This is a genomic window from Rhizobium sp. BR 317, from assembly GCF_047445835.1.
GTDB classification, from domain to species: Bacteria; Pseudomonadota; Alphaproteobacteria; order Rhizobiales; family Rhizobiaceae; genus Rhizobium; species Rhizobium paranaense.
Genome location: NZ_JARWLB010000001.1, coordinates 302069 through 327225 on the forward strand (window position 1 = coordinate 302069; position 25157 = coordinate 327225).

At 57.9% G+C, this 25157-nt stretch carries 27 protein-coding genes and 3 tRNA genes; 16 read left to right on the plus strand and 14 right to left on the minus strand.

Translation table 11 applies throughout. The features are described from left to right. Positions 1-122 precede the first annotated feature (122 nt). Positions 123-947: a cell envelope integrity EipB family protein gene (locus QD357_RS01425; protein WP_107107930.1), complete on the minus strand. Its 825-nt coding sequence runs from the start codon at positions 945-947 to the stop codon at positions 123-125. A gap of 232 nt (positions 948-1179) precedes the next feature. On the opposite strand from QD357_RS01425, the gene QD357_RS01430 reads away from it, so the two are divergent. Genes QD357_RS01430 through QD357_RS01445 form a run of 4 tightly spaced genes read left to right on the plus strand, consistent with a single transcriptional unit; the run spans position 1180 to position 4048 of the window. Beyond that, the gene (locus QD357_RS01430) at positions 1180-1647 is read left to right on the plus strand and encodes a RidA family protein (protein WP_107107929.1); all 468 of its coding nucleotides are present in this window, start codon (positions 1180-1182) and stop codon (positions 1645-1647) included. Next, positions 1647-2378, plus strand: coding sequence for a glycerophosphodiester phosphodiesterase (locus QD357_RS01435; protein ID WP_107107928.1), 732 nt, complete (start codon positions 1647-1649; stop codon positions 2376-2378). The genes QD357_RS01430 and QD357_RS01435 overlap by 1 nt, the downstream gene beginning before the upstream one ends. A 12-nt stretch (positions 2379-2390) precedes the next feature. Then, positions 2391-3578 (plus strand): GNAT family N-acetyltransferase, encoded by a 1188-nt coding sequence (locus QD357_RS01440; protein ID WP_107107927.1) that lies wholly within the window; start codon positions 2391-2393, stop codon positions 3576-3578. Positions 3579-3619: 41 nt separating this feature from the next. Continuing rightward, a complete protein-coding gene (locus QD357_RS01445; protein ID WP_107107926.1) occupies positions 3620-4048 on the plus strand; it encodes an HIT family protein in 429 nt (142 codons plus the stop codon). A 123-nt stretch (positions 4049-4171) separates the two neighbouring features. On the opposite strand, the gene clpA is transcribed toward QD357_RS01445, so the two are convergent. The 5 genes from clpA to cysE form a co-directional block, all read right to left on the minus strand. Next, positions 4172-6700: an ATP-dependent Clp protease ATP-binding subunit ClpA gene (gene clpA, locus QD357_RS01450; RefSeq protein WP_107107925.1), complete on the minus strand. Its 2529-nt coding sequence runs from the start codon at positions 6698-6700 to the stop codon at positions 4172-4174. Positions 6701-6710: 10 nt separating this feature from the next. Then, positions 6711-7064 carry an ATP-dependent Clp protease adapter ClpS gene (clpS, locus tag QD357_RS01455; RefSeq protein WP_028755011.1) on the minus strand — a complete coding sequence of 118 codons (354 nt, stop codon included), beginning with the start codon at positions 7062-7064 and terminating at the stop codon, positions 6711-6713. Between the two features lie 290 nt (positions 7065-7354). Then, on the minus strand, positions 7355-7723 hold the full coding sequence (locus QD357_RS01460; RefSeq protein ID WP_107107924.1) for a phasin family protein: 369 nt from the start codon (positions 7721-7723) through the stop codon (positions 7355-7357). A gap of 418 nt (positions 7724-8141) precedes the next feature. Further along, positions 8142-8345, minus strand: a complete 204-nt coding sequence (locus QD357_RS01465; RefSeq protein WP_107107923.1) for a DUF3126 family protein — start codon at positions 8343-8345, stop codon at positions 8142-8144. A 128-nt stretch (positions 8346-8473) separates the two neighbouring features. Beyond that, positions 8474-9337, minus strand: a complete 864-nt coding sequence (gene cysE / locus QD357_RS01470; RefSeq protein ID WP_107107922.1) for a serine O-acetyltransferase — start codon at positions 9335-9337, stop codon at positions 8474-8476. Positions 9338-9412: 75 nt separating this feature from the next. Between cysE and QD357_RS01475 the strand changes: the two genes are divergently transcribed. Beyond that, complete coding sequence (locus tag QD357_RS01475) at positions 9413-10213, plus strand: enoyl-CoA hydratase-related protein (protein ID WP_107108137.1); 801 nt, start codon at positions 9413-9415, stop codon at positions 10211-10213. A gap of 6 nt (positions 10214-10219) precedes the next feature. Here the strand turns inward: QD357_RS01475 and QD357_RS01480 are convergent, their stop codons facing one another. After that, positions 10220-11005: an alpha/beta fold hydrolase gene (locus QD357_RS01480; protein WP_107107921.1), complete on the minus strand. Its 786-nt coding sequence runs from the start codon at positions 11003-11005 to the stop codon at positions 10220-10222. Between the two features lie 189 nt (positions 11006-11194). Here QD357_RS01480 and QD357_RS01485 point away from each other — a divergent pair, with 189 nt between their 5' ends. Then, complete coding sequence (locus tag QD357_RS01485; protein WP_028755005.1) at positions 11195-11440, plus strand: zinc-finger domain-containing protein; 246 nt, start codon at positions 11195-11197, stop codon at positions 11438-11440. Between the two features lie 28 nt (positions 11441-11468). Next, a complete protein-coding gene (locus QD357_RS01490) occupies positions 11469-12632 on the plus strand; it encodes an FAD-dependent monooxygenase (RefSeq protein ID WP_107107920.1) in 1164 nt (387 codons plus the stop codon). On the opposite strand, the gene QD357_RS01495 is transcribed toward QD357_RS01490, so the two are convergent. Continuing rightward, on the minus strand, positions 12633-13823 hold the full coding sequence (locus tag QD357_RS01495) for a cystathionine beta-lyase (RefSeq protein ID WP_107107919.1): 1191 nt from the start codon (positions 13821-13823) through the stop codon (positions 12633-12635). A 376-nt stretch (positions 13824-14199) separates the two neighbouring features. Between QD357_RS01495 and QD357_RS01500 the strand changes: the two genes are divergently transcribed. From QD357_RS01500 to QD357_RS01525, 6 genes are all read left to right on the plus strand, one after another. Next, a complete protein-coding gene (locus tag QD357_RS01500; protein ID WP_107107918.1) occupies positions 14200-15225 on the plus strand; it encodes an amino acid ABC transporter substrate-binding protein in 1026 nt (341 codons plus the stop codon). Positions 15226-15318: 93 nt separating this feature from the next. After that, on the plus strand, positions 15319-16509 hold the full coding sequence (locus QD357_RS01505) for an amino acid ABC transporter permease (protein ID WP_107107917.1): 1191 nt from the start codon (positions 15319-15321) through the stop codon (positions 16507-16509). 1 nt (position 16510) lies between these two features. Next, on the plus strand, positions 16511-17665 hold the full coding sequence (locus tag QD357_RS01510; RefSeq protein ID WP_107107916.1) for an amino acid ABC transporter permease: 1155 nt from the start codon (positions 16511-16513) through the stop codon (positions 17663-17665). Between the two features lie 17 nt (positions 17666-17682). Next, positions 17683-18456, plus strand: a complete 774-nt coding sequence (locus QD357_RS01515) for an amino acid ABC transporter ATP-binding protein (protein ID WP_028754999.1) — start codon at positions 17683-17685, stop codon at positions 18454-18456. Positions 18457-18605: 149 nt separating this feature from the next. Beyond that, complete coding sequence (locus QD357_RS01520) at positions 18606-18845, plus strand: hypothetical protein (protein ID WP_107107915.1); 240 nt, start codon at positions 18606-18608, stop codon at positions 18843-18845. A 155-nt stretch (positions 18846-19000) separates the two neighbouring features. Further along, positions 19001-19162, plus strand: a complete 162-nt coding sequence (locus tag QD357_RS01525) for a hypothetical protein (protein WP_181316043.1) — start codon at positions 19001-19003, stop codon at positions 19160-19162. Positions 19163-19801: 639 nt separating this feature from the next. On the opposite strand, the gene QD357_RS01530 is transcribed toward QD357_RS01525, so the two are convergent. The 5 genes from QD357_RS01530 to QD357_RS01550 form a co-directional block, all read right to left on the minus strand. Beyond that, positions 19802-19878, minus strand: a tRNA-Arg gene (locus tag QD357_RS01530). A gap of 94 nt (positions 19879-19972) precedes the next feature. Continuing rightward, positions 19973-20278 carry an ETC complex I subunit gene (locus QD357_RS01535; RefSeq protein ID WP_107107913.1) on the minus strand — a complete coding sequence of 102 codons (306 nt, stop codon included), beginning with the start codon at positions 20276-20278 and terminating at the stop codon, positions 19973-19975. 172 nt (positions 20279-20450) lie between these two features. Then, positions 20451-20527 (minus strand) — tRNA-Pro (locus QD357_RS01540). A 127-nt stretch (positions 20528-20654) separates the two neighbouring features. Next, complete coding sequence (locus tag QD357_RS01545) at positions 20655-21164, minus strand: DUF192 domain-containing protein (RefSeq protein WP_107107912.1); 510 nt, start codon at positions 21162-21164, stop codon at positions 20655-20657. A gap of 1 nt (position 21165) precedes the next feature. Beyond that, positions 21166-21744, minus strand: a complete 579-nt coding sequence (locus tag QD357_RS01550) for a cold-shock protein (RefSeq protein ID WP_028753855.1) — start codon at positions 21742-21744, stop codon at positions 21166-21168. Between the two features lie 197 nt (positions 21745-21941). Here QD357_RS01550 and QD357_RS01555 point away from each other — a divergent pair, with 197 nt between their 5' ends. The 3 genes from QD357_RS01555 to QD357_RS01565 all read left to right on the plus strand — a co-directional run bounded on the left by QD357_RS01555 (position 21942) and on the right by QD357_RS01565 (position 23625). Next, on the plus strand, positions 21942-22382 hold the full coding sequence (locus QD357_RS01555; protein WP_107107911.1) for a VOC family protein: 441 nt from the start codon (positions 21942-21944) through the stop codon (positions 22380-22382). A 267-nt stretch (positions 22383-22649) separates the two neighbouring features. Next, positions 22650-23393: a hypothetical protein gene (locus tag QD357_RS01560; RefSeq protein ID WP_245407455.1), complete on the plus strand. Its 744-nt coding sequence runs from the start codon at positions 22650-22652 to the stop codon at positions 23391-23393. 157 nt (positions 23394-23550) lie between these two features. Next, positions 23551-23625: transfer RNA gene (locus QD357_RS01565), tRNA-Glu, on the plus strand. A gap of 137 nt (positions 23626-23762) precedes the next feature. Here QD357_RS01565 and QD357_RS01570 read toward each other — a convergent pair. Then, positions 23763-24962 (minus strand): succinylglutamate desuccinylase/aspartoacylase family protein, encoded by a 1200-nt coding sequence (locus tag QD357_RS01570; protein ID WP_107108136.1) that lies wholly within the window; start codon positions 24960-24962, stop codon positions 23763-23765. Between the last annotated feature and the right edge of the window lie 195 nt (positions 24963-25157).

Genomic DNA, 25157 nt, shown 5'->3' on the forward strand with positions numbered 1-25157 from the left:
GATCGGCACAGCGGGACATGAGACTCACTCACGGGCGTGCCGGATGCACCCCAGAATAGTGAAGCTTCGAATACAATTTTATGACGAAGATTTTGCCCTGTGGCTTGGCGCCGTGGCCAAGCCTATTGGCAGGCCTTGGTGTCGAGCACTTCAAGCTTGGAAAGCTTGCCGGTCAGCACGAAGTCACCATAGTCCATGGTGAGGTCGCGGGTGATGCCGTTTTCATAGAGCTTGAACGACATGCGATAGACCGGGATGGCGTCGCCCTTGGATTTGTCGTTGAAATAGGCAACGGTCACCGGCCAGAACGGTGTTTTCGCGAACATACCGGCCTTGTCGGCATCGGGATCGTCGGTGGCGGGCGTCGACTGCTTGCCGACGACGGTTGTTGCGATCAACGACTTGTCGCCATCGTCGGAGCCGTCGAAAACCTCGGCTTCGAAGAAATTCCTGCCGAGCTTCGCATTATGAATGATGTCGAGCATATGTTCTGTCGGAAAGCGGCTCTGAATGAGCTCGACCTGCTTGGCCTGCGGCTGGGTCAAATCGACCTTGATGCCCTTCTGGTCGTCCGCCGCCGCACCACGCACGTCCTTATCGAGCTGGTCGTCCGTATAGGATTTGGTCTCGAAGCGGAAAACGCGCTTGGTGAGATCCTCGAATGTGGTCGTCTGCTGATCGCTGACGCGTGTCGTGTCACCCGTGTCGATCTGCGTGACGAAGCGGAAATTGGTGGTGAAACCGGTGCAATCGGAGCCGTCGAACTCATAGACCATACGGCCGAACATGCCGGCGATACCAGACCGGTCGGAAGCGTCCTTCAGTTCGAGATCATAGACGGCGCGATGCGCGATCAACCCGCTTGGACCTGCCGCCATGGCGGATGCGCCCAGAGACGCGACGCCTAAACTCGAAACAACAACGGCGGCAAGACTCGAGCGGAACATTCATTATCTCCTGTTGGACTCGCACGCGATGCTATAAGAACGCTTCGGCTAGAGTGAGGCGGACCGTCATCAATTCGTCATCTCACTCTGCCTTTTGATTTGGCGTGATCTCGTCCAAGATCGCTTCTGGTATTTCGGGATCGTGCTTAAATCGAGGCTGCCTTTCCCGGCAAAGGGAATCTAAGCTTGATGCCGGATTTTTGAAGATTTTACAACAAAACGGGAGATGAAAATGTCCGACGCCATCGAGAGCCGTCTGAAGGAGCTTGGCATCGTCCTGCCGCAGGCTGCCGCGCCAGCCGCCAACTATGTGCCCTATGTCATCAGCGGCAATCTTCTTTATCTGTCCGGGCAGTTGCCGATGGAAAACGGCAAGCTTGGTGTCACCGGCCTCCTCGGTAGGGATGTCGACGTTGCCGGCGGCCAACGCGCTGCCGAGCTTTGCGCCATCAATATTCTCGCCCAGGCAAAGGCAGCCCTGGACGGCGATCTCGGCCGCATCAAGCGCATCATCAAGCTGAACGGCTTCGTCGCCTCGGCACCCGAATTCGTCGAACAACATCTTGTGATCAACGGTGCCTCCAATCTTCTGGCAAATGTACTTGGCGACGCTGGCAAGCATGCGCGCGCTGCGGTCGGCATGGCAGCACTGCCGCTGAATGCCGCCGTCGAAATCGATGCCATCATGGAAATTGCATAATGAGCAAGATTGCCTGGCTTACCGAACGTCCTGTCGCCCATCGCGGCTTTCACGACATGAACAAGCAGGTTTGGGAAAACACCTTGTCGGCTTTTGGCCGCGCGATCGAGGCGGGTTTTTCCATCGAATGCGATCTCCATTACGCCGCCGACGGCGTTCCGGTCGTCTTTCACGATGACGATCTGCAGCGCGTCTGCAATCTTCCCGGCCAGCTTCGTGACCGGACCTCGGCCGAACTCGGCCTGCTCTCGGTCGGCGGCACCAACGACAAGGTCCCGACGCTGAAACAGCTCCTCAAGCTCTGCGACGGCAAGGTGCCGTTGGTGCTGGAGCTGAAGGGCCGCGAAGGTGACGATGAGGGCTTTGCGGAATCCGTGCTGGAAGTCCTGGAGGGCTATAACGGTCATGTCGCGCTGATGAGCTTCGACCATTGGCTGCTCAAGGACCTGAAGGCGCTCAACGCGCCCTACCCTGTCGGCCTGACGGCGGATGGAAATGAGCCCGAGACATTTTTTAAGCATGACGAAGCCATGCAGCTTGGGCTAGACTTCATCTCGTATTTCTATGGCCACCTGCCGAACCCCTTCATCACGGCGCAGCGCCAGCGCGGCATCCCGGTCATCACCTGGACCGTGCGCGACGAAGCGGCCCGCAAACACACATTTGCCAACGCAGATCAAATGACCTTCGAAGGGTTCGACCCAAGGGAGAGCCCTGCCTTTCCTTCCTAACAGACGAATTTGATGACAGACGAATTATCCATTCGAGTCGAGCGTTCTTTCAAAAACATTGCTCCGGAGGGCTGGTCCAAGCTCGCCGGGGCGTCGAGGACGGGTACGGTGCGGCCGTATAATCCGTTTGTCTCGCATGCCTTTTTGTCATCCCTGGAGGAGTCGGGCTCCGCCACCGACAAGACCGGCTGGCTCGGCAATCACCTGTTGCTCGAAACCGACAGCGGCGAATTGATCGGCGCCGTCCCCGGTTATCTCAAGAATCATAGCCAGGGTGAATATGTCTTCGATCACGGCTGGGCCGATGCCTTCGAGCGCGCGGGCGGCCGTTATTATCCGAAGCTGCAGTGCTCCATTCCCTTCACGCCGGCAACCGGCCCGCGCCTGCTTGTAGCCGAGGGACAGGATCGCGATGTGATTCAGCCGGCGCTGGCCGAAAGCCTGAAGGAGGTGACCCGGCAGCTCGGCGTCTCCTCCGCCCACATCACCTTCCTTCCGGAAGACGAGATTTCCGTCTTCGAAGGCGATGGCTACCTGCATCGTACCGACCAGCAGTTCCATTTCATCAATGATGGTTATCCCAACCATGACGCCTTCCTTGAAACACTGGCGTCGCGCAAGCGCAAGGCGCTGAAAAAGGAGCGTCGCGCCGCCCTTGAAGGCGGCATCAGCATCGACTGGCTAACGGGTAGCGATCTCACCGAGCGTATCTGGGACCAGTTCTTCGCTTTCTATATGGATACCGGCAGCCGCAAATGGGGCCGGCCCTATCTCACCCGCAAGTTCTACTCGCTGATCGGCGAGCGGATGGCCGACGATATCCTGCTGGTGATGGCCAAGCGCGAGGGCCGCTATATCGCCGGCGCCATCAACTTCATCGGCGGCGAAACGCTCTATGGGCGGCACTGGGGATGCGTCGAAGATCATCCCTACCTGCACTTCGAAGTCTGCTATCATCAGGCGATCGATTTCGCGCTGGCCAAGGGGCTGAAGCGCGTCGAAGCCGGCGCGCAGGGCGAACACAAGCTCGCCCGCGGCTATCTGCCGGTCATCACGCATTCGGCGCATTATATCGGCCATCAAGGCTTGCGCCGCGCCGTTGCCGACTATCTCAGACACGAGCGCGAGCAAGTTGAGGAGATGAGTGAGATCCTGGCCGAGCACAGCCCCTTCCGCAAAGGCGAGCGGCAAGATATCTAGCTGCTCTGGACAATTATAATCGGAAGACGAGGAGACCCTGGATGACCAGCCCCGCCTATGACCCCAACAATATTTTCGCAAAGATCCTGAAAGGCGAGATCCCGTCCTATCGTATCTACGAGGATGAACACACGGTCGCTTTCATGGATGTCATGCCACAGGCGCCCGGCCATACGCTGGTGCTACCGAAGTCCGCTTCGCGCAACCTTCTCGATGCCGATCCGACCGTCCTGCCGCATCTGATTACCACGGTCCAGAAAGTCGCCGTCGCGATTCAGGAGGCTTTCGAGGCGGATGGCGTCTACATCGCCCAATTCAACGAGCCGGCCGCCGGCCAGACCGTGTTTCACCTGCACTTCCACATCATCCCGCGCCATGAGGGTATCGCCCTGAAGCCGCATTCGGGCAAAATGGAAGATGGCGCCGTTTTGGCGGAGAATGCCAAGAAGATCATCGAGGCGCTGAGCTGATCAAAGCCGAGCAAGCATCGATCCCTCTAAATCTCTTTGTGAGATATAGCGCGTAAACATATGGAAACGGCTGCATTGTCTCCAATGCAGCCGTTTTCGCTTTCTCAGACGATCAATCGCCGATTACTTGCGCGGTACCTTCGGCACCGTGCTGCCCTTGCGCGGCGACTTGCCGTCCGGTTCACCATCGCTGGCAGAGGACGGCGTCTTCGGCGAGCGGCGGGTATCGGAAGCAGCATCCGCCTTGCCGACGCGGCTTCTGGTCTTGACGGTGTCGCCATCATCCTCTTCCACATCGACCACGGAGTCGACCACTTCGGCTTCCGGCTTCGGCCGGATCGGTGCGGTATCCGCGATGGAGTCGAGTAAGATGCCGGTCGTACCGTCTTCCTTCTTGCCGACGGTGACCTTGACGACGCCACCCTTCTTCAGCTTGCCGAAGAGGATTTCGTTCGCCAGCGGCTTCTTGATGTGTTCCTGGATGACGCGTGCCAACGGGCGGGCACCCATCTTGTCATCGTAACCCTTCTCGGACAGCCAGGCGATCGCGTCCTCGTGCAGATCGAAGGTCACGTTCCGTTCGGAAAGCTGAGCCTCAAGCTGCATGATGAACTTCTGCACGACCTTGTGAATGACCGTGGTCGGCAGCGCTGCGAACGGAATGGTCGCATCCAGACGGTTGCGGAATTCCGGGGTGAAGAGCCGGTTGAGAGCCTCTTCATCCTCGCCCGTCCGCTTGGACGAACCGAAGCCGATAGCGGACTTGGCCATTTCCGATGCGCCCGCATTGGTCGTCATGATCAGGATGACGTTGCGGAAGTCGATCTTCTTGCCGTTGTGGTCGGTCAGTGCGCCATGGTCCATGACCTGCAGCAGGATATTGAAAATATCCGGATGCGCCTTCTCGATTTCGTCGAGCAGAACGACGCTGTGCGGATGCTGGTCGACGCCGTCGGTCAGCAGGCCACCCTGGTCGAAGCCAACATAGCCGGGAGGTGCGCCAAGCAGACGGGAAACCGTGTGACGCTCCATATATTCCGACATGTCGAAGCGCAGCAACTCGACGCCAAGCGAGGAGGCAAGCTGCTTGGCGACTTCCGTCTTACCGACGCCGGTCGGGCCGGAGAAGACGTAGCAGCCAATAGGCTTGTTCGGTTCGCGCAGACCGGCACGAGCGAGCTTGATCGAGGTCGACAGAGCTTCGATCGCCGTATCCTGGCCGTAGACAACCGAACGCAGTTCCTGTTCGAGATTGGCAAGAACCATCTCGTCATCCTTGGACACCGTCTTCGGCGGGATGCGAGCCATCGTGGCGATCGTTACCTCGATCTCCCGCTCCGTGATCAGCTTGCGGCGCTTGGACGGCGGCAGCAGCATTTGCGCAGCACCGGTTTCGTCGATCACGTCGATCGCCTTATCCGGCAGCTTGCGGTCGGAGATGTAACGAGCCGACAATTCGACCGCCGACTTGATGGCGTCGTTCGAATAGCGCAGGTGATGATACTCTTCGAAATAGGGCTTCAGGCCCTTCATGATTTCGATGGCATCCTCGATGGTCGGCTCGTTGACGTCGATCTTCTGGAAGCGGCGGACAAGAGCCCGGTCCTTCTCGAAGAACTGACGGTATTCCTTGTAGGTGGTCGAACCGATGCAACGGATCGCACCCGAGGAAAGAGCCGGCTTCAACAGGTTAGACGCATCCATCGCACCGCCGGAGGTGGCACCGGCGCCGATGACGGTATGGATCTCATCGATGAACAGCACGGCGCCCGGATATTCTTCCAGCTCCTTGACGACCTGCTTCAGACGCTCTTCGAAATCGCCGCGATAGCGGGTACCGGCCAGCAGCGTGCCCATGTCGAGCGAGAAGATGGTCGCATCAGCCAAGGCTTCCGGCACCTTGCCTTCAACGATGCGCTTGGCGAGGCCTTCGGCGATCGCGGTCTTGCCGACGCCGGGGTCACCGACATAGAGCGGGTTGTTCTTCGAACGGCGGCACAGCACCTGGATGGTGCGGCTGACTTCGGAGTTGCGACCGATCAGCGGATCGATCTTGCCGTTCTTCGCCTTCTCGTTGAGATTGACGCAATAGGCCTTCAGCGCATCCTGCTGCTTCTTGTTGTTACCTTCCTCCTGCTCGCCGCGCGAGGTCGGCTTGCTTTCCGATTCGGTATCCTCGGCGCCGCGCGGCGTGCGGGTCTGGGAGGAACCCGGCCGCTTGCCGATGCCGTGAGAGATGTAGTTGACCGCATCGTAGCGGGTCATTTCCTGCTCCTGCAGGAAGAAGGCCGCATGGCTTTCCCGTTCCGCAAAGATTGCGACGAGAACGTTGGCGCCCGTCACTTCCTCGCGGCCCGAGGATTGGACATGGATGACGGCGCGCTGGATGACGCGCTGGAAGCCGGAAGTGGGCTTCGAGTCCTCGTCATAACCAGTGATCAAATTTGACAGTTCATTATCGACGTATTCAGTCAGCGTCTTACGGAGCGCGTCGAGATCAACATTGCACGCGCCCATGACAGCCGCGGCGTCGGCGTCGTCCACCAAAGCCAATAGCAGATGTTCCAGCGTGGCATATTCGTGATGCCGCTCGTTCGCGTAGGTCAGTGCCTGATGCAGCGCCTTCTCAAGACTAGGCGAAAATGTTGGCACGTTCAGATCCTCACTTCTTTTCCATAACACATTGCAGCGGATGCTGGTGTTGCCGGGCAAAATCCATCACCTGACTCACCTTCGTTTCAGCTACCTCATATGTATATATCCCGCATTCGCCGACGCCGTGGTTGTGGACATGAAGCATGATGCGGGTGGCACTCTCTCGATCCTTTTGGAAGAAACGCTCCAGGATGTGGATCACAAATTCCATGGGCGTGTAGTCGTCGTTTAGAAGCAGCACGCGGTATAGGTTGGGTTTCTTGGTTTTGGGCTTGGTGCGCGTGATCACCGAGGTCCCGCGATTTCCGTTGTCCCCGTTCCTTTCGCTGTCGTTTTGCATCCGGATCGGCTCAGCGATCATTTCATTCATTCCTCAAATCATCCGGCAGAAGCTATCGCATTCCGACTTGGCAAACTGGATTGGGTAACTGACTCCGTCGGGCCGGATATCCGAACCCCTAACTTAGTTCATATTGGTGCGATTTTAAGCCCCCTACCGGACACTGCAATCAGAATTCGTTGCCAAAGCGGGCCATGATCAAAAAAGTCGCGGCCACGATCGAGCCGAGATCGACAATAAAGAACGCAAAAGACCGGCCGCGGGTCGCGCAGCCGGTCTCTCGTGAATATCGCTGTTCTTAAGCGAAACGCTTATGCAGCAGGTGCAATCGAAGCGGCGGTCTTGCTGGCAGCCTTGGTGGCGGCGGCAACCGGAGCTTCGTAGGGCTTGTAGACGGTCTTGGCGAGATCGGCGTACATTTCGCCCAGCTTGGTCGCCTCGGCTACGAAGTTTTCATAGGAGGACTTTACGAAGCCGGTCTGCAGCTCGAAAGCAGCTTCGAAGCTCTTCACGCCGGCCAGCGTTTCGAAATGCGTAACGCCGTCCTGGAACGACTTCTTGGAATATTCGGCGGCTTCAGCAGCAATCGCCTGGAAACCCTTGGTCACATCGGAATAGCTCTTCAGAGCCGTGTCCATGGCTTCCTTGCCCTTCTTGTTCGCTTCATCGAAATTGAACATGCTTCTCCGTCCCTTTGTTGGTTTGGCCGACGGCCGGGTTACCTGGACGAAAACTAAATGCGGCGCACAAATAGTCAAGTAGTCTTGTGCAACGCAGTATCACCCCAGGATTGCATTCTTAATGACAGGCAAGCGACTGCCGGAGAGGGCCCCGGGCATGTTCCTGTTTTTGCTAATATATATCAACCGGTATGCAACTTCCGGCTTTGAGAAAAATATTCGATTTCGATGGAAAAATCCGAATTTCGGCACCAAATCGGCCAAACTCGATCGCAAATAACGCGTATCCGGCTTATTTCCTGGTAATCATCTAAAAAAAGAGCCGCATTTCAGTGGAATGCGGCTCTTGATATCATCTCTATGGAAATCGAGAGATCGACCAGGGGTCGAGCGCCGACCTGACAGCAGGAGCTGTCGATCAGAGATCGACGTCCAGGATCGCCATGGAAAAGTTGTAGGAACGGTCGCCGTCTTCGTCGTCGATATAGACAACGCCCAGGAACTCTTCGCCAAGATAGACTTCCGCGGAATCGTTCTTGCGCGGGCGGGCCTTGACCACGATCTGCGGGTTGAACGTGCGTTTGAAGTAGGCGTCGAGCTTCTTGATTTCGTCAGGCTTCACAATTCATCTCCGTCGGGATTCTCGGGTTGGCCGCTTCTTGCATAGGAAAAGCGGCGGTGTAAAGACCAGAAGCGCGCCTTCTGCTTGTGCCGCCGGAGCAAAATCCTGACAATCAGGTGGGATTTCCGTTAGATACCGGCACCCATGATTTGGTCGGCGACGATCTGCTCTGCAAGGAGCTGATCCATGGAGCGGGACGGTTCCGAACAGCCGGCTTCCCCGACCACCTTGGCCGGCACGCCGGCCACTGTCGTCTTCGGGGGAACTTCCTTCAGCACCACCGAGCCGGCGGCGATGCGCGAGCAATGGCCGATCTGGATATTGCCAAGAATCTTTGCGCCGGCACCGATGAGCACGCCATGGGCGATCTTCGGATGACGGTCGCTGCCTTCCTTGCCCGTACCGCCGAGCGTGACGCCGTGCAGGATCGAGACGTTGTCGCCGATGACGGCCGTTTCGCCGACCACCAGGCCGGTCGCGTGATCGAGGAAAATGCCCTTGCCGATGCGCGCGGCCGGGTTGATATCCGTCTGGAAAACGCTGGAGGAACGGCTCTGCAGATAGAGCGCAAAATCCCGGCGGCCGCGATTGTACAGCCAATGAGCCAGGCGATGCGTCTGCAGGGCGTGGAATCCCTTAAAATAGAGGACCGGTTCCATGAAGCGCAGGCAAGCCGGATCGCGGTCATAGACGGCCTGAATGTCGACGCGCAGGATCGAGCCCCATTCCGGCCAATCGGCCAGCATTTCCTCAAAAGTCTGGCGCAGCAGGATGCCCTGCATATCCGGATGGTCGAGACGTTCGCAGATGCGATAGATGACGCATTCTTCCAGCGACTTGTGATTGATGATCGTGGAATAGAGGAAGGCGGCCAGAAGCGGATCCCGTTCGGCGGCTGCACGCGCTTCTTCCCGCACGCTGCCCCAGATGGGATCGACGACCTTTACAGAGCCTACGCCTTCGACCTGGCGAATGTCCGTTGCTGCGACCATTGCGGTCTCCTGATTTCCTGTCGGTGAAACATTATATAGAGTAAAACTGCGACAACATAAATGGGGCGGGCGCGCATGAGTTTTGAGCATGATTTTGCTAGTGGTCTCCTGCGCGCTACCTGTAGCGACGCCATCGGTACACTCACCATCGACAATCCCGGCCGCAAGAACGCCATCACCGCGGCAATGTGGCGCGCCATACCGCAGGCCATTCGCCTTTTGACCGACAAGGCACAGGCGCATGTGATCATCATCCGCGGTGCTGGCCAGGATTTTTCGACCGGCGCCGATATCAGCGAATTTGACAGCCTGCGCAAGGATGCCGAAACCGCTGTCGCCTATGAGGCGTTGAACAGCGCCGCCTTTACAGCGATCCGCCATTGCCGTGTGCCGACGATCGCAGCAATCCGGGGCATTTGTTACGGCGGCGGTTTCGGCATTGCCGCCGCCTGCGACCTGCGTGTCGCCGCAGAGGGAGCTCGTTTCTCGGTGCCCGCCGTCCGCCTCGGCATCGCCTATCCAGCCGATGCGGTGCAAGACATCGTCAACGCGCTCGGGCCTCAGATGGCCAGGGTCACGCTTTTCACCGGCGCGCAGATGTCGACCGACAAGATGGTCGCGGCCGGCTTTCTGCTGGAAGAGATTACAACAGACGCATTCGACGACGAGGTTTCGGCCCTCGCCCGCGCTATTGCCGCCAATGCGCCGATCGCACTGCATGCCTCCAAGCTCGCGGTTCGTGCCGTGATCGAACAGGATAGCGACCTCCTGCGCGAGGCCGAGGTGATCGGCGCCGAGACCTTCGACAGCGCCGACTATGCCGAAGGCCGTGCAGCCTTTGCCGCGCGGCGCAAACCGCATTTCACCGGCAAGTGACTTGATCTATTGGTTGGCGAGGCGTTCGTAGAACTCCAGGACGGCCTGTTTGAACACCTTGTCGCCGACGGCGAGCATATGGTCCCTGTTCGGAATATCCAGCGCTTCAGCATGCGGCATCAGCGCCGCGAGCTGTTGCGGCGAACCGGCGATATCATCCTTGGTACCGACGCCGATCAAGGTCGGCGCCTGGATCTTTGCCACGTCTTCCTTGGCGACCAGATCGCGCGAGCCCCTGATGCAGGCGGCGAGCGCCTCACGGTCGCTCTTGTTCTGATCGGCGAAGGCGCGGAACATGCGGCCGCGCAGATGCGCGACATCGTCAACCGACGGCGCCAATAGCGCATCGGCGATCGGATCCCAATCACCGACACCATCGACCATGCCGATACCGAGCCCGCCGAAGACGAGCGAGCGGACACGATCGGGATGGGCCATCGCGAGGAACGCCGAGATGCGCGCACCCATGGAATATCCCATGACATGGGCTTGGGGGATGCCGAGATGATCGAGCAGCGCGATCGCATCCTCTGCCATGACCCAGGGACGATAGGCATCGGCATCATAGGCTTTGTCGCTCAAGCCGTGGCCTCTATTGTCGATGGCGACGACGCGATAACCCGCCTCGCCCAGCGACTTCAGCCAGCCCGGATTGACCCAATTGGCAATCGCGGTCGAGGCAAAACCATGAATCAACAGGACCGGCGCGCCATTCGGATCGCCTTCGTCGAAATAGGCCAGCTTGAGACCGTCATGGACGAAATAGGAAAAGGCAGGGCTATTCAAATTCATGGCAAGATCTTCGTGAACATCGTCTCTTTGTTGCGGACCTTATTTTATCAGCAATATCAGGTGAACCCCGCGCTTGCGAAAATCTGTGCGCCGAGCCGGACTTTCGCACTACACAATCGGCGAGAAGAATTATAAAGAAGGGCAATCAAGTCTGGCGCCATCTAAGGCAAGACGCATTCGGAGATCACCATGGCCGGCCACAACATTCCCCATTTCCAGAACGACGGCGGACACCGCGTTATCGAGATCGGCGTGAAGGAATTCATGTGCACCGGCGCCTCGGTCCCCTACGACCATCCGCATATCTTCATCGACATGGGCGATGAAAGCGAGAAGGTCTGCTCCTACTGCTCGACACTCTATCGCTACAATCCGTCGTTGAAGGCCGACGAGACCAATCCGGCAGGCTGCGTCTTCCATTTCAAGGCCGCCTGATCCTGAGAGCGGATCGGACATAGCTCAAATGCCGATCAAGACTGCCGCGATCATCGGTGCCGGAATAGCCGGCCTCACCGCGGCGCTAGCGCTTGCCAGGCATGGCATTCGCTCGGACATTTTCGAACGGGCCGAAGCGCTGACCGAAGTCGGCGCCGGCCTGCAAATCTCTCCCAACGCATCCCGCATTCTCGACACGCTCGGCGTGCTCGACACCCTTCGGCCTGTCTGGCTGGAACCGAAAGAGGTGCGGCTGGTCTCCGGTTCGTCCTTGCGGCTGCTCGCATCCGTGCCCTGCGGCAGTTTCGCCAGGGAGCGCTGGGGCGCCCCCTATGGCGCTGTTCATCGTGCGACGCTGCAAAAGGCGCTTCTCGCCGCGGTGACGGCCAACCCGTTGTGCACGCTGCATCTCGGCCACGATATCAATAGGACAGACGCGAACGGATTGAACGAGATCGGCGGCATGGACGTGGATCTGATCGTCGGCGCCGATGGCGTCTGGTCGAGGACGCGCGCATTGGTGCCTGGCGCCCCCTCGCCGCATTTCTCCGGCAATATTGCCTGGCGTTTCACCATCCCCGAGGTATCCGCCTCGAGCGTCCTGGACAGAACGAGCGTCACGGCGTTTCTTGGTTCTTCGGCACATCTCGTCAGCTATCCGATCAAGGAACATGCCGCCTTCAACATCGTTGCGATTATGTCCGGAAGCAGTGCGAGCCATGATTGGAGCGCCACCGGCACCAAGGCGCAACGCGAGCATCTTCTGCGGCACTTCTCAGGCTGGAACGATGCCATCACGACAATGCTCGAGCGCCAGGAACAAGCCACCTTCTGGCCGCTCTACGAAGCAAGCGTCGGTCGCTGGCACAATGGCAAGGATGTCGTATTAATTGGCGACGCAGCGCATGCGATGATGCCCTTTGCGGCGCAAGGGGCTGCCATGGCGATCGAGGATGCCTTCGAACTCGCCGGTATGGTGGCGTCTCATCCCCTCACCGAAGCACTCGATCTTTTCGAAAAGCATCGCACGCCGCGCATCGCGCGCCTGCGCCAACGCGCTGCCCTCAACCAATTCGCCTATCATGCCCGCGGACCCGTGCGGCTGGCCCGCAATTTCGTTCTTTCCATGCGTCCGCCGCAAAAGCTCGCGGCGGATCTGGATTGGGTCTACGGCTATCGCGCCATGGGCTGATCAGGCCTCTTTCGCGGCAGCAAGGCCTTTTTCGATATCGGCCTTGATATCGGCGACGTCCTCAAGACCGATCTGCAGGCGCAGCACTGGCCCTTCCGACGGCGCTTTGCTGATGCGTCGGTCGTTGAGATTGACGTGCAACGCGAGGCTTTCGAAACCGCCCCAGGAATAGCCCAGACCGAAAATCCGCAGCGCATCGAGGAAGGCGTGCGCCTTGGCCTTGAATTTCTCTGGACGGTCGGTGGCCAACACAAAGGAGAAAATGCCGCTCGATCCCTTGAAGTCGCGTTTCCAAAGTTCATGGCTCGGGAAACTCGGCAAGGCCGGATGCAGCACGCGTGCGACGTCGTCGCGGCTCTCCAGCCATTGCGCGATGGCGAGCGCGCTTTCCTGATGGCGCTCGAGGCGCACGCCCATGGTGCGCAGGCCCCGCAGCACCTGATAGGCATCATCCGGCGCGCCGCAGATGCCGAGCTGGATATTGGCTTCCTTCAACTGCTCCCAATGAGCGGCATTGGCGGATACCGTCCCCATCAGAATATCGGAGTGACCGGCCGGATATTTCGTCGACGCGTGAATGGAGATGTCGACGCCATGATCCAATGGTTTGAAATAGACAGGCGTCGCCCAGGTATTGTCCATGGTGACGACGCAGCCATGACGATGAGCGACGGTCGAAATCGCGGAAATATCCTGCATTTCAAAGGTATTGGAGCCCGGCGCTTCTGTGTGCACCAGCCTGGTGTTCGGCTTGATCAGCAGCTCGATGCCGGCGCCGACCAAAGGATCGTAATATTCGACCTCGACACCCAGACGCTTCAGCATGGTATCGCAGAAGATGCGCGTCGGCCCGTAGACTGAATCGACGATCAGTGCGTGGTCGCCTGACGACAGAAAGGCAAGGAACGGCACGGTGATCGCTGCAAGGCCGGACGGCACCAGGATTGTTCCGGCCGATCCTTCCAGTGCGTCGATAGCCTCGCAAAGCGCATCGGTCGTCGGTGTGCCGCGCGTGCCATAGGTATATTTCTGGTCACGCAGCTCCATGGTTCGCGCATTCGGGAACAGCACCGTCGAGGCATGCACGACCGGCGGATTGACGAAGCCGTGGAAATCGGAGGGCGAATTACCGATGTGGGACAAACGCGTGTTGATGCCGGCGTTCTGCAGCAATGTGTCTTTGTCTTTCATGTCTGGGTATGCCTTTGGCGCTGTGGAGACTTCGATTAGTGGCTGCCAAGCGCGGCGGGGTCAACCCCCGAACGATCCAGAAAATTCTAATATTTATGCACAAGCTAAAATACGGGAATGACGGAATAATCCGTCATTTTCGCGCAGTTTTTTGGCAAAATGCTGCTCAAATAGAAGCCAAACGCCCGATTTCGAACCTAAACCAGCGAAAACGCCGAATTATTCCTCAATAAGTTGGGCTGTGTCTTGACCGCAAATGCATTTACGACTGTGATAGGATCACTCGCACCGGGAGAGTGAGGAACACGGTTCTCCGAGAGCCTGCTTCGGGAGCGATAAGCTTTAACTATAAAACAATAGACAAAGGTTGGGAAAGATGAAAAAGATTGCTCTGTCCGTATTCCTCGGAGCGGCAGCTTTGGCATACACCGCTTCTGGCGCGTCGGCTTCGACGTTGAGCGATGTGAAGGCCAAGGGCTTTGTTCAATGCGGCGTAAATAGTGCCCTTCTTGGCTTTTCACAGCCCGACGCCTCCGGGAACTATGCCGGCTTCGACGTTGACCTGTGCAAGGCTGTCGCTGCTGCTGTCTTCGGCGACGTAACCAAGGTGAAGTACACCCCTCTCAGCGCGAAAGACCGCTTCACTGCGCTGCAGTCCGGTGAAATTGACCTGCTTTCGCGCAACACCACCTGGACGATCAACCGCGATACCGCGCTCGGCCTCAACTTCCGCCCGGTCACCTATTATGACGGCCAGGGCTTCATGGTTCGTAAGGAGCTGAACGTAAAGTCGGCTCTGGAACTCTCCGGCGCCGCCGTTTGCGTTCAATCCGGTACGACGACCGAGCTCAACCTCGCCGACTACTTCAAGACCAACAACCTTCAGTACAATCCGGTGGTCTTCGACAAGCTCGAAGAAGTCAACGCCGCTTACGACTCCGGCCGTTGCGACGTTTATACTACCGACCAGTCCGGCCTCTATGCGCTGCGCCTGACGCTGAAGAACCCTGACGACAACGTCGTTCTGCCGGAAATCATCTCCAAGGAGCCGCTCGGACCGGCCGTTCGCCAGGGCGACGACCAGTGGTTCGATATCGTGAGCTGGACGGCTTATGCTCTGATCAATGCCGAAGAATTCGGCATTACGCAGAAGAACGTCGACGAGATGAAGAATTCGGCCAACCCGGACATCAAGCGCTTCCTCGGCGCCGAGCAGGGCTCGACCATCGGCACGGACCTCGGCCTGACCAACGATTGGGCGTATAATATCATCAAGGGCGTCGGCAATTACGGCGAAGTCTTCGACCGCAACATCGGCGCCGGCAGCCCGCTGAAGATCCAGCGTGGCCTGAACGCTCTGTGGAACAAGGGTGGCATTCAGTACGCACCCCCGGTCCGCTAAGCCGCGACCGCATGACATTGGGAAAGGCGGTTTTCCGCCTTTCCTCCCTTAAGAAAACAAGCCCGAAACGGGCACAGAGGGGAAAAAGTCTGCATGGCAATTACAATAAATTCGCCCGAGGGCGAACGATCGTCCGGATCAGCGATCAATAATCCCAAAGTCCGAGGCTTGGTTTACCAAGTCTTTACCATCGCAATTCTGCTGGCGCTCATCGGCTTCGTTATCCACAACACCGCCGAGAATCTGCGTGCGTCAAACCAGCCTTTTGGATTTTCGTTTCTGGGCGGACGCGCCGGCTTCAATCTCGGCCAAGCGCTGATTCCATTTTCGAGCGATTCCACAAACATCAACGCGCTCGTCGTCGGCCTGCTCAATACCATTCTCATCGCAATATCCGGCATCATCGCAGCGACGATCATCGGCTTCATCGTCGGTATCGGCCGGCTTTCACATAACTGGCTGATCGCTAAGCTCTGCCAGGCCTATGTCGAGTTGTTCCGAAATATCCCGCCGCTGCTCGTTATCTTCTTCTGGTATAGCGGCGTGCTGGTGCTGCTGCCGCAGGCTCGTGAGGCCCTGCACCTGCCGTTCTCCAGCTATCTGAGCAATCGCGGCCTTGCCTTTCCAAGCCCGATTTTCGGTGCCGGGATGTGGGCTGTCGGCATCGCCGTCGTGGTCGCCATCATCGCCATATTCTTCGTGGCCCGTTGGGCGCACAAGCGCCAGGCGGCGACCGGCAAGCAATTTCACACGATTTGGGTGGCCGTGGCGATATTCATCGGTTTACCGCTCCTGACCTTCTTCGCAGCTGGCATGCCGCTTTCCTTTGACTATCCTGTCGCAGGCAAGTTCAATCTGACAGGCGGCTCTGTCATTGGACCGGAATTCATCTCGCTATTCCTGGCGCTTTCCTTCTATACGGCTTCCTATATCGCCGAAATCGTTCGCGGCGGCATTCGCGCCGTTGCCAAGGGGCAGTCGGAAGCTGCCGGCGCGCTCGGGCTTCGCTCCGGCGCCATCACGCGGCTCATCGTCATTCCACAGGCAATGCGCATCATCATTCCGCCGTTGACGAGCCAGTATCTCAATCTAACGAAGAACTCCTCGCTCGCGATCGCCATCGGCTATGCCGATCTGGTCGCCGTCGGCGGCGTTATTCTCAATCAGTCTGGTCGAGCCATCGAAGTCTTCGTCATCTGGATGCTTGTCTATCTTACGCTCAGCATCGCGACGTCGCTGTTCATGAACTGGTTCAACGCCAAGATGGCTTTGGTGGAGAGATAAGATGTCCAACGGAAGCCAAAGCTTTGTGAGCAAAACCATCCTCCCCCAATTGCCGCCGCCCTCAAGCGAAAAAGGCGTCATTCACTGGGTCAGGAAAAATCTACTGGCGACGCCGCAGGATGTCGTTCTAACCATCCTTGCCATAGCCTTTCTCGCCTGGGCCATTCCGCATGTCGTCAACTGGCTGTTCGTCCAGGCGGTGTGGAACGGTACCGATCGCACATTCTGCGCCACGACCGTGCAAGGCGGGACGCAACCTGACGGCTGGAGCGGCGCTTGCTGGGCCTTCGTCCGGGCGAAGTTCACCATCTTCATGGTCGGCCTTTACACGCCGGATGAGCGCTGGCGTCCGGCACTGGTCGCCATTCTCACCATCATCCTGTTTGCGCCGATGATGATACCGTCGGTGCCTAAAAAGGGGTTGAATGCCATTTTGGCGTTTATCGTCCTCCCTATCGTCTCGTTTTTCCTGCTTTACGGCGGCTTCGGCCTCCCGGTCGTGGAAACGCAGAAGTGGGGCGGCCTGATGGTAACGCTGGTCCTTTCCTTCGTCGCAATCATCGTATCATTTCCTTTGGGCATCCTGCTTGCGCTCGGACGACGCTCGAAAATGCCCGTCATCCGCATGCTGTGCGTCCTCTTCATCGAGGTCATCCGCGGCATTCCGCTGATTACGGTACTGTTCATGGCCAGCGTCATGCTGCCGCTCTTCCTGCCGCAGGGCTGGACGGTGGACAAGCTGCTGCGCGCCGTCGTCGGCGTTTCGATCTTCACCTCGGCCTACATGGCCGAAGTCATCCGCGGCGGTCTGCAGGCGGTTCCGAAGGGGCAGTTCGAAGGTGCCGATTCGCTCGGCCTCGGCTACTGGCAAAAGATGCGCCTGATTGTTCTGCCGCAGGCGATCAAGCTCGTCATACCCGGCATCGTCAACACCTTCATCGGCATGTTCAAGGACACGTCGCTGGTGTCGATCATCAGCATGTTCGACCTGCTCGGCATCGTTCGACAAAACTTTTCCGACGCAAATTGGGCAAGCGCCGTGACACCGCTTACGGGTCTGGTCTTCGCGGGCTTCATATTCTGGCTGTTCTGCTTCGGCATGTCGCGCTATTCAGGCTTCATGGAACGCCATCTCGACACTGGCCACAAACGATAAAAACTGAGGGAAAAAATATGGCTGACGCCCAACCCAAAAAACTGACCATTTCCGACACGGAAGTTGCAGTCGAAATGATCAACATGAACAAGTGGTACGGCGATTTCCACGTGCTGCGCGACATCAACCTTAAGGTCATGCGCGGCGAGCGAATCGTTATTGCCGGGCCTTCCGGCTCGGGCAAATCGACGATGATCCGCTGTATCAACCGCCTTGAAGAGCATCAGAAGGGCCAGATCATCGTCGATGGCACGGAACTGACGAACGACCTGAAGAAGATCGACGAAGTCCGCCGCGAAGTCGGCATGGTGTTCCAGCACTTCAACCTCTTCCCCCATCTGACGATCCTGGAAAACTGCACGCTGGCGCCGATCTGGGTGCGCAAGATGCCGAAGAAGCAGGCGGAGGAAATTGCGATGCACTTCCTCACCCGCGTCAAGATTCCGGAGCAGGCGAAGAAATATCCTGGCCAGCTTTCCGGCGGTCAACAGCAGCGTGTGGCGATCGCCCGTTCGCTCTGCATGAACCCGAAGATCATGCTGTTCGATGAGCCGACCTCGGCACTCGACCCGGAAATGATCAAGGAAGTGCTGGATACGATGGTGGGTCTCGCCGAAGAAGGCATGACCATGCTCTGCGTCACCCACGAAATGGGCTTCGCCCGCCAGGTCGCCAACCGCGTGATCTTCATGGACCAGGGCCAGATCGTCGAGCAAAACTCGCCGAAGGAATTCTTCGAACATCCGCAGCACGAACGCACCAAGCTGTTCTTGAGCCAGATCTTGCACTGAACGGACGACACGACAATCAAAACCCGTCGGCTGCGACCCAGCCGGCGGGTTTTTCTATATGCATTCGGATTTGCGACGGCTACTGCAGTTAACCATATTGACACTTGGTGCAAACCAGAACATTGTGTGAACAAATCAGGGCGAGCACAATGGCATCCGGCGAAAAATTTATTATCCTTCCCTATAAGAAGAACCGTGGAAATCTGGTCCCAGGAGAGATGCGGCAGGCGTCGAGCGCCGCCAGCGCCGAAAAGATCGCCTCTTCCATGTCCGCGCGTTTCGTCGGCGTCGCCGCCTATGCGGTCATGGTCGACGAAGAGACCGGCGACATGACCTCCCCTCGCCTCCTAGCCCGGCACGGGGAGATCGCCGACCTCAACGTCGCCTGACCGATTGTCGCCGCTCAAAGGCGTCCCTTTCTGAGGCGCCGTAACGTAAAGGCCGGCGGCAAGAACATAGTCGTAGCGCCCCGCCCTAAACTCGATATATTGCCGACCGCTGCTTGGGGATGCAGTTTATAGGCATCGGGGGGACGAGACGGCACGTGAAGAAAAGCGACAGGATAATCGCTGCGCTGGCGCTTCTCAGCGCAGCAATCATCGTTGTAAGAGTGATCGGTGCAGTGGCCGGTTATGACCTCATCGACATGGCAGTGAATGCAACCAGACCGGCAGATGCTGGCGGTTGGCCAATGGAGACGCATTGAGTCTGGCTCTGTTGTGGCGTTGTGTGCTGCAACAGACTGACAAATAATGGATGCAACAGGGCAGTCCACAAGTCTATCGCTCACCAAGTCAAGAGAGGACGGACAGAGCCATAGGAACCCGGTTGCGACCCGCTTGGAGCTAACTGATTATCTCGTTGGACTCTCTCTGACCATCGCCGACGGTCAGCCGCTTTGTCTTTGGCGGTGGCGGGATCTGTCGATTTTCTTGCGGTTGCGGAACCAGATTGTCCGCCGACCGTCGAGCAGGAAGCCACGAAAACAGCGGGAAAAATAATCAGAATGCCGAAGGCGACTGCTCTCGCGAGCCTGTAGTAGATCGGCTGCATAGACACCCCTAATGCTCTCTTTGACCACCTGTCATAAAGAGAGATGTTATTCGATTTTGCAACGAGTGGAAACTAGAGGCTATTGGGATTCCCGTGCGATGGACAGTAACCGGTACTCCAGCCCCACCTTTTCCTCGCCGCCCTATCGTTCGCCGCGTGTCACAAGCTATATCGCAGCCTCGGGCTGAATGCGGACAAACTCAGTGAAACGAGAACATCCTAACCCCTCACTCCGATCCAGCGAGGAGGAGCAGGAAAATAATCATTCAAAATCAATTAGTTAAAAAGGAGATGGCGACCCCTGCAGGATTCGAACCTGCGACCACCTGCTTAGAAGGCAGGTGCTCTATCCAGCTGAGCTAAGGGGCCTGAAAACCAAGCCGCCGCGAACCGTTCGCGGCTGACAACACATGCCTGAAACTTCCGTCAAACTCAATGGCCATCGAATTCAACGAATGCTGGATCAATGGGTCCAGGGCTGAATGCGATTGAAACGGAAGTTATCGGTATAGGAGACAACCTGGCGGTTGGCGTCCTTAGGGGCAAGGACGCGGTATTCGATGCCGTTGCGCTGTGCATAGGCTTCGGCCTGTTCCTGCGTCTCGAAAGTCAGCTTGAGCTGCTGGCGCGTATCGGCCGAGGAGGTATAGCCCATGATCGGATCGATCCTGCGCGGAATTTCCTGGTCGAATTCCAGAACCCACAAATGGGTCTTGGCCTTGCCGGATTGCATGGCGGTTTTTGCGGGACGGTAAATCTTGGCAGGCATCGCTGCAGCGCCTCCGGATAAGCGGGACAGTCCCGCCTTTTTGCTTCTCTCGTCTTCGCCCAGCCTATAATGGCAGAGCATTGTGGGATTTGCTTAGCCGCGAATCCCTTTGTTTTCAAGCAAAAAGGCTGCCAGGCGGCATTCTGATTCATAGATATTAGGGGGATTTAAATGGTCGGAGTGGAGAGATTCGAACTCCCGACCCTCTGGTCCCAAACCAGATGCGCTACCAGACTGCGCTACACTCCGTACCTGTCGCGTAATCCCTTCAGGAGATCGCGTTGTTCCGCTCAGCGGAACGAGTGGGGAGATACACGGTTCATCTCCGTGCTGCAACAGCTAAAATGGCGTTGAAGCGCTGATCCCCGGGGAAAATCTATTTGCCGAGCTTGGCGGAAATCGTGGCGCTGGTCGCCTTGTCGCCGACGGCAAGGCCGAGTTTTCTGGCGGTACCGCCGTTTAGCTCAATAACGTAAAGCACCGGCCCGCCGGAATTGATGATCGCTTCCGAATAGGGTGAGGCGTTTTCCTGAATGTGCGTTACGACGCCGCTCTTGTCCAGGAAGAGCATATCGAGCGGCAATACGGTATTCTTCATCCACATCATGACGGGGCGCGGCGCACCGAAATCGAAAAGCATGCCGTGATCAGCCGGCATGCTCTTGCGATACATCAGGCCGTACTCGAGCTGCGGCTCGGTCAAAGCCAATTCCACGGTGAATTTGTGTGTCACGCCCTTTGCCGTTTTGATCGACAGAGGTTCCGAATCGAACGTTACCGCTTTCTCGCTGGCCGCTTGCGCCGCGAAGGCTGGAACGGATGCCCCGACAAGAAAAAGCGCCACGACGGCGCTCTTCAAAACAGCAGAAAACGTAGCTCTGATCATGTCAATGCGGCCGCGTCACCGGGCTTGGCGCATCCGGATGGATTTCCGCCGCCATCAGTCCCTTCTCACCCGGCCCGAAGCGGACGAGAACCACCTGCCCCGGCCGCAACTCCGCCAGACCGAAACGACGCAGCGTTTCCATATGCACGAAGATGTCTTCCGTGCCCTCACCGCGCGTCAGGAAACCGAAGCCCTTGGTGCGGTTGAACCACTTGACCAAGGCGCGCTCTAGGCCGCTTGTCGCCGTGACCTGCACATGGGTGCGCACCGGCGGCATCTGCGACGGATGCACGGCGGTCGACTGATCCATGGAGAGGATCTTGAAAGCCTGATACCCACGTTCGCGACGCTGGATCAGCGCAACGATGCGCGTTCCCTCGAGAATGGTCTGATAACCGTCGCGGCGCAGGCACGTCACATGCAACAAAACGTCCTGCATGCCGTTATCCGGAACGATGAAGCCAAAACCCTTGGCGACGTCGAACCATTTGACGACGCCGGAGATTTCGATGAGCTCGACGGCCTCGCCCGACATCTCTCCGAAGTCGACGATTCCCTTCGATGAAATTCTGTCACCCATCTTAGCCAGCCCTCGATTACGCGTCACACTGTTACAGTTAACTGATTCCTTGAAATCAAGATTAACATCTTGGTAACGGAAAAGCGCAAGTCCTAGTTTTCGTTTATTCCCATCCGTAGATTAGCGCGCCGAGTCTTGCCTGAAGCTGGTGTCTCGTTTCATGATCGTCTCAGCACAAACATTAGAGAGGAAACAGTATGCGTTATCTCCACACCATGGTCCGCGTTACCGATCTCGACGCTTCACTGCACTTTTATAGCACTCTCTTCGGCCTCACCGAAACCCGTCGCTATGAAAACGAGAAAGGCCGTTTCACACTCGTTTTCCTTGCTGCCAGCGAAGATGCAGAGGCTTCCCGAAGCAGCGGTGCCCCCAGTCTGGAGCTCACCTACAACTGGGACCCTGAGGAGTATACCGGAGGACGCAACTTCGGTCACCTCGCCTATGAGGTCGATGACATCTACGCAATCTGCCAGAAGCTTATGGACAATGGCATTACAATCAACCGGCCGCCCCGCGATGGTCACATGGCTTTCGTGCGTTCTCCGGACGGCATTTCCATCGAGATCCTGCAGAAGGGCGCCAACCTGGCTTCCGCCGAGCCCTGGGCTTCGATGCCCAATACTGGCGCTTGGTAAAGCGCTAGCTTTCGTGAGGCTTGCGGCGCGCGCGGAGCCATCGGTTTCGCGCTTGCCGGCCATACCCGCTCTCCGGCATGCTTGGAACGACTCGAAGCATCATGCATCGGATTTCGCGCGGTCATCGTTCCCAGTTTAGAACCGCGCGAGATCATCGTCCCTCGCAAGAGGCCGTTCCGGTGCCAACTTTTAAGCGGGGAACGTCCTTTGTGCGATCAGCAGATTTTATCCGGCAATAAAAAGCTCGCAAGCTCTATTGCCGTCGCCATGTCATTTCTGATGCTCGCTGGCTGCGCGACGGCAGGTGACAAACAGAAACAGGCGGCCGCGGCCGAACCGCAGCCCAGTGCTGCCGAACAGCTTGCCGATGCCCTCAACACCAAAGCCGACGCGAAACGGCAAAAGGGCGATCTCGCCTATCGCGATCCAATGGTGCACAGCGTGCATGGCACCCGGCAACAGATGGTCGCCGAAGAGACGAACAGCCAATCCTTCTTCCCGCCGGCACCAGCCGGGGCAACGCCTGTGGCCACCGATGCGCCGGCCGGCATTGCCGGCCTGGTGACGCAGCCGACGGGTGTCAACGCCAACAGAAGCAGCATCTATTCGGCACCCCCGCCGATTGCCGTCAATCCGGACGGAACGCTGGCCAATACCCAGCCGGGACAATCGCAGGGAATCACGCCGATCATGCGCAGCGTCTATAGCATGCCGCCAAGCGCGACGCAGAATGTCACGCCACAACAGGGTAACGGCGGAATGCCCGTCGACCAAACGTCGCAGGCGGTGATTCCGCCACCCGTCGTCCGCAACGCCGCCTATGCATCGGGGAGCCCGATGAAGCCGACTGCGGACGCAACGCCCTCGAAAATCCTGCCCGCTCGCGGTTCCAACGCTCGTAGGATAGACAGCAAGGAGGCCCTGATGCTGGCGCATATCGTTGCCTCGAAGGGCCAGGGCCAGGATGGCAAGCCGCTGATAACGCAGCCGCAGAGTGGCGGGGGGCTCTAAGCCCGCCCCTTCTGCAAATTGGCGCAACATGCTGTTAAGGCATGCTTATTCAAACTTCGCCGAAGCGTTATGCTTCTGTCATTTTTTCCAAGAAAAAGCGAAATAGGCGCTTGCGGGAATGAAATCACCCCGCTATAAGCGCGCCACACAACAGCACGCGCCCTTCGTCTATCGGTTAGGACGACAGATTTTCATTCTGTAAAGAGGGGTTCGACTCCCCTAGGGCGTGCCACTGTTTCCATCACTTCAGAACAAAACCGAGTACTTGGGTCCGCGATCGACCCCAAGCGGAAACGCGTTCGTCATCAGCCGAACTTACGGCAATGACCGAGAATGTTGAAAAAGTCTGATGTGTGGTGCTCGATGTGACTACTCGGGATAGACCTGAACATCCTCCGGCGCCGGCTTGTTGAAAAGGATGAACACCAAGGGATTGCCCGGCTCGGACATTGCATCGCTGCGCTGGCCCGTTATCTCTCCGGCCACGCCGCTTGTATATTCCGCAACCACCTCGCCGAAGCTATTGCGCTGGATGGCAACCTTCTGTCCGGCTCCGACCTTATCATTGAGTTTGACCAGATGCTCAACGAGCCCGCCCGCGGTGGCCAGGATCGGGAACGCGCTGTTACCGACAAAAACCGTCACGTCCTTGCCTGTACGCCCCATCGGCCCGGCAACGATGCCGTGATGCTTGAGGACGTTCATTGTGCCTTCCACGAAGAGCGAGATCATTTCTAGGTCTAAGACGCGCGGAGCGCCGATTTCCGGCGTGAATGCCGGGATGCCCACATCCATGAACGCGTTGTGCAGGACACCGGGATAGACGTGATTGTCGAAGATCTGGCCGACGGGGTACAACTCCACCATCGCCTTGACCTCGGGCACATCCATACCGCCAATATTGAATGCCGTGACTTCAAATCCGGTTGTCCCGGTGTGGAAGTCGATCGCGAAGTCGGCGTTCGGTCGCAGCAGCCGATTGAACAGAAGCCCGGCGTGTCGGCTGGGCGCGGTGGCGCCGTTCTCGTTCCCGGGCCACTCCCGATTCATATCGATCAGATCGATGCCCCTGCCCTGGTTGGGCCATCTGCGCTGCATGCTTCCCAGGGCCGCGGGGGATACGTCTGTGACCGCCATCACCGTGCCCGACATCTGCGCCGGGTCGAGCTGGTTCATCACGAGCTGGACCGTATGCATGGAACTCATCTCGTCGCCATGTACGCCACTGGTCAGGACACCGCGCTTGCCCGGCTTTACTCCCTTGGCGACCATCACAGACACATGCCAGTGCTGTCCGGTCGGCATCTCAACACCCCGGAAATACAAGAGGTGCTTCTTGCCGGGCTCCAGGTCGTTGACATCGAGCGCGCTGACGACCTTTTTGCCTTCGATAACATCGCCGGTATAGACCGTTCCCGATGACGGATTGGCAGGAGGTATCGCTGCGTCCTCAGCATTCGCTGGACCAGCGTTGACGGTGATGGCGGCTGTGGCAACGGCGCCGACCGTCGCGATGGATGCCATTATCAGATCGCGGCGATCGATACCGCTTGCAGACTTGTCCGGCATGATGGGATCCTTTTGTGATTGTGAAAGGCAACGTTCGTGCGGCAGCACGGCATGCATATCGGTCGCAAAATCCCGCTCAACTTAAAATACCGGTATGCCGGCGAATTCGCAAGGTTGCATGATTGCTGCAAGACCTATGTCGAGGGTTGCGATCAATGATCCAGCTTCCGCTTGCGGCGGCTTTGCGCTATTCCT

Excerpts from the sequence above, each read along its gene's own strand:
- QD357_RS01425 (WP_107107930.1), bottom strand. The coding sequence starts at position 947 with ATGTTCCGCTCGAGTCTTGCCGCCGTTGTTGTTTCGAGTTTAGGCGTC.
- QD357_RS01430 (WP_107107929.1), top strand. The coding sequence starts at position 1,180 with ATGTCCGACGCCATCGAGAGCCGTCTGAAGGAGCTTGGCATCGTCCTG.
- QD357_RS01435 (WP_107107928.1), top strand. The coding sequence starts at position 1,647 with ATGAGCAAGATTGCCTGGCTTACCGAACGTCCTGTCGCCCATCGCGGC.
- QD357_RS01440 (WP_107107927.1), top strand. The coding sequence starts at position 2,391 with ATGACAGACGAATTATCCATTCGAGTCGAGCGTTCTTTCAAAAACATT.
- QD357_RS01445 (WP_107107926.1), top strand. The coding sequence starts at position 3,620 with ATGACCAGCCCCGCCTATGACCCCAACAATATTTTCGCAAAGATCCTG.
- clpS (WP_028755011.1), bottom strand. The coding sequence starts at position 7,064 with ATGATCGCTGAGCCGATCCGGATGCAAAACGACAGCGAAAGGAACGGG.
- QD357_RS01460 (WP_107107924.1), bottom strand. The coding sequence starts at position 7,723 with ATGTTCAATTTCGATGAAGCGAACAAGAAGGGCAAGGAAGCCATGGAC.
- cysE (WP_107107922.1), bottom strand. The coding sequence starts at position 9,337 with ATGGTCGCAGCAACGGACATTCGCCAGGTCGAAGGCGTAGGCTCTGTA.
- QD357_RS01475 (WP_107108137.1), top strand. The coding sequence starts at position 9,413 with ATGAGTTTTGAGCATGATTTTGCTAGTGGTCTCCTGCGCGCTACCTGT.
- QD357_RS01480 (WP_107107921.1), bottom strand. The coding sequence starts at position 11,005 with ATGAATTTGAATAGCCCTGCCTTTTCCTATTTCGTCCATGACGGTCTC.
- QD357_RS01485 (WP_028755005.1), top strand. The coding sequence starts at position 11,195 with ATGGCCGGCCACAACATTCCCCATTTCCAGAACGACGGCGGACACCGC.
- QD357_RS01490 (WP_107107920.1), top strand. The coding sequence starts at position 11,469 with ATGCCGATCAAGACTGCCGCGATCATCGGTGCCGGAATAGCCGGCCTC.
- QD357_RS01495 (WP_107107919.1), bottom strand. The coding sequence starts at position 13,823 with ATGAAAGACAAAGACACATTGCTGCAGAACGCCGGCATCAACACGCGT.
- QD357_RS01500 (WP_107107918.1), top strand. The coding sequence starts at position 14,200 with ATGAAAAAGATTGCTCTGTCCGTATTCCTCGGAGCGGCAGCTTTGGCA.
- QD357_RS01505 (WP_107107917.1), top strand. The coding sequence starts at position 15,319 with ATGGCAATTACAATAAATTCGCCCGAGGGCGAACGATCGTCCGGATCA.
- QD357_RS01510 (WP_107107916.1), top strand. The coding sequence starts at position 16,511 with ATGTCCAACGGAAGCCAAAGCTTTGTGAGCAAAACCATCCTCCCCCAA.
- QD357_RS01515 (WP_028754999.1), top strand. The coding sequence starts at position 17,683 with ATGGCTGACGCCCAACCCAAAAAACTGACCATTTCCGACACGGAAGTT.
- QD357_RS01520 (WP_107107915.1), top strand. The coding sequence starts at position 18,606 with ATGGCATCCGGCGAAAAATTTATTATCCTTCCCTATAAGAAGAACCGT.
- QD357_RS01535 (WP_107107913.1), bottom strand. The coding sequence starts at position 20,278 with ATGCCTGCCAAGATTTACCGTCCCGCAAAAACCGCCATGCAATCCGGC.
- QD357_RS01545 (WP_107107912.1), bottom strand. The coding sequence starts at position 21,164 with ATGATCAGAGCTACGTTTTCTGCTGTTTTGAAGAGCGCCGTCGTGGCG.
- QD357_RS01550 (WP_028753855.1), bottom strand. The coding sequence starts at position 21,744 with ATGGGTGACAGAATTTCATCGAAGGGAATCGTCGACTTCGGAGAGATG.
- QD357_RS01555 (WP_107107911.1), top strand. The coding sequence starts at position 21,942 with ATGCGTTATCTCCACACCATGGTCCGCGTTACCGATCTCGACGCTTCA.
- QD357_RS01560 (WP_245407455.1), top strand. The coding sequence starts at position 22,650 with ATGTCATTTCTGATGCTCGCTGGCTGCGCGACGGCAGGTGACAAACAG.
- QD357_RS01570 (WP_107108136.1), bottom strand. The coding sequence starts at position 24,962 with ATGCCGGACAAGTCTGCAAGCGGTATCGATCGCCGCGATCTGATAATG.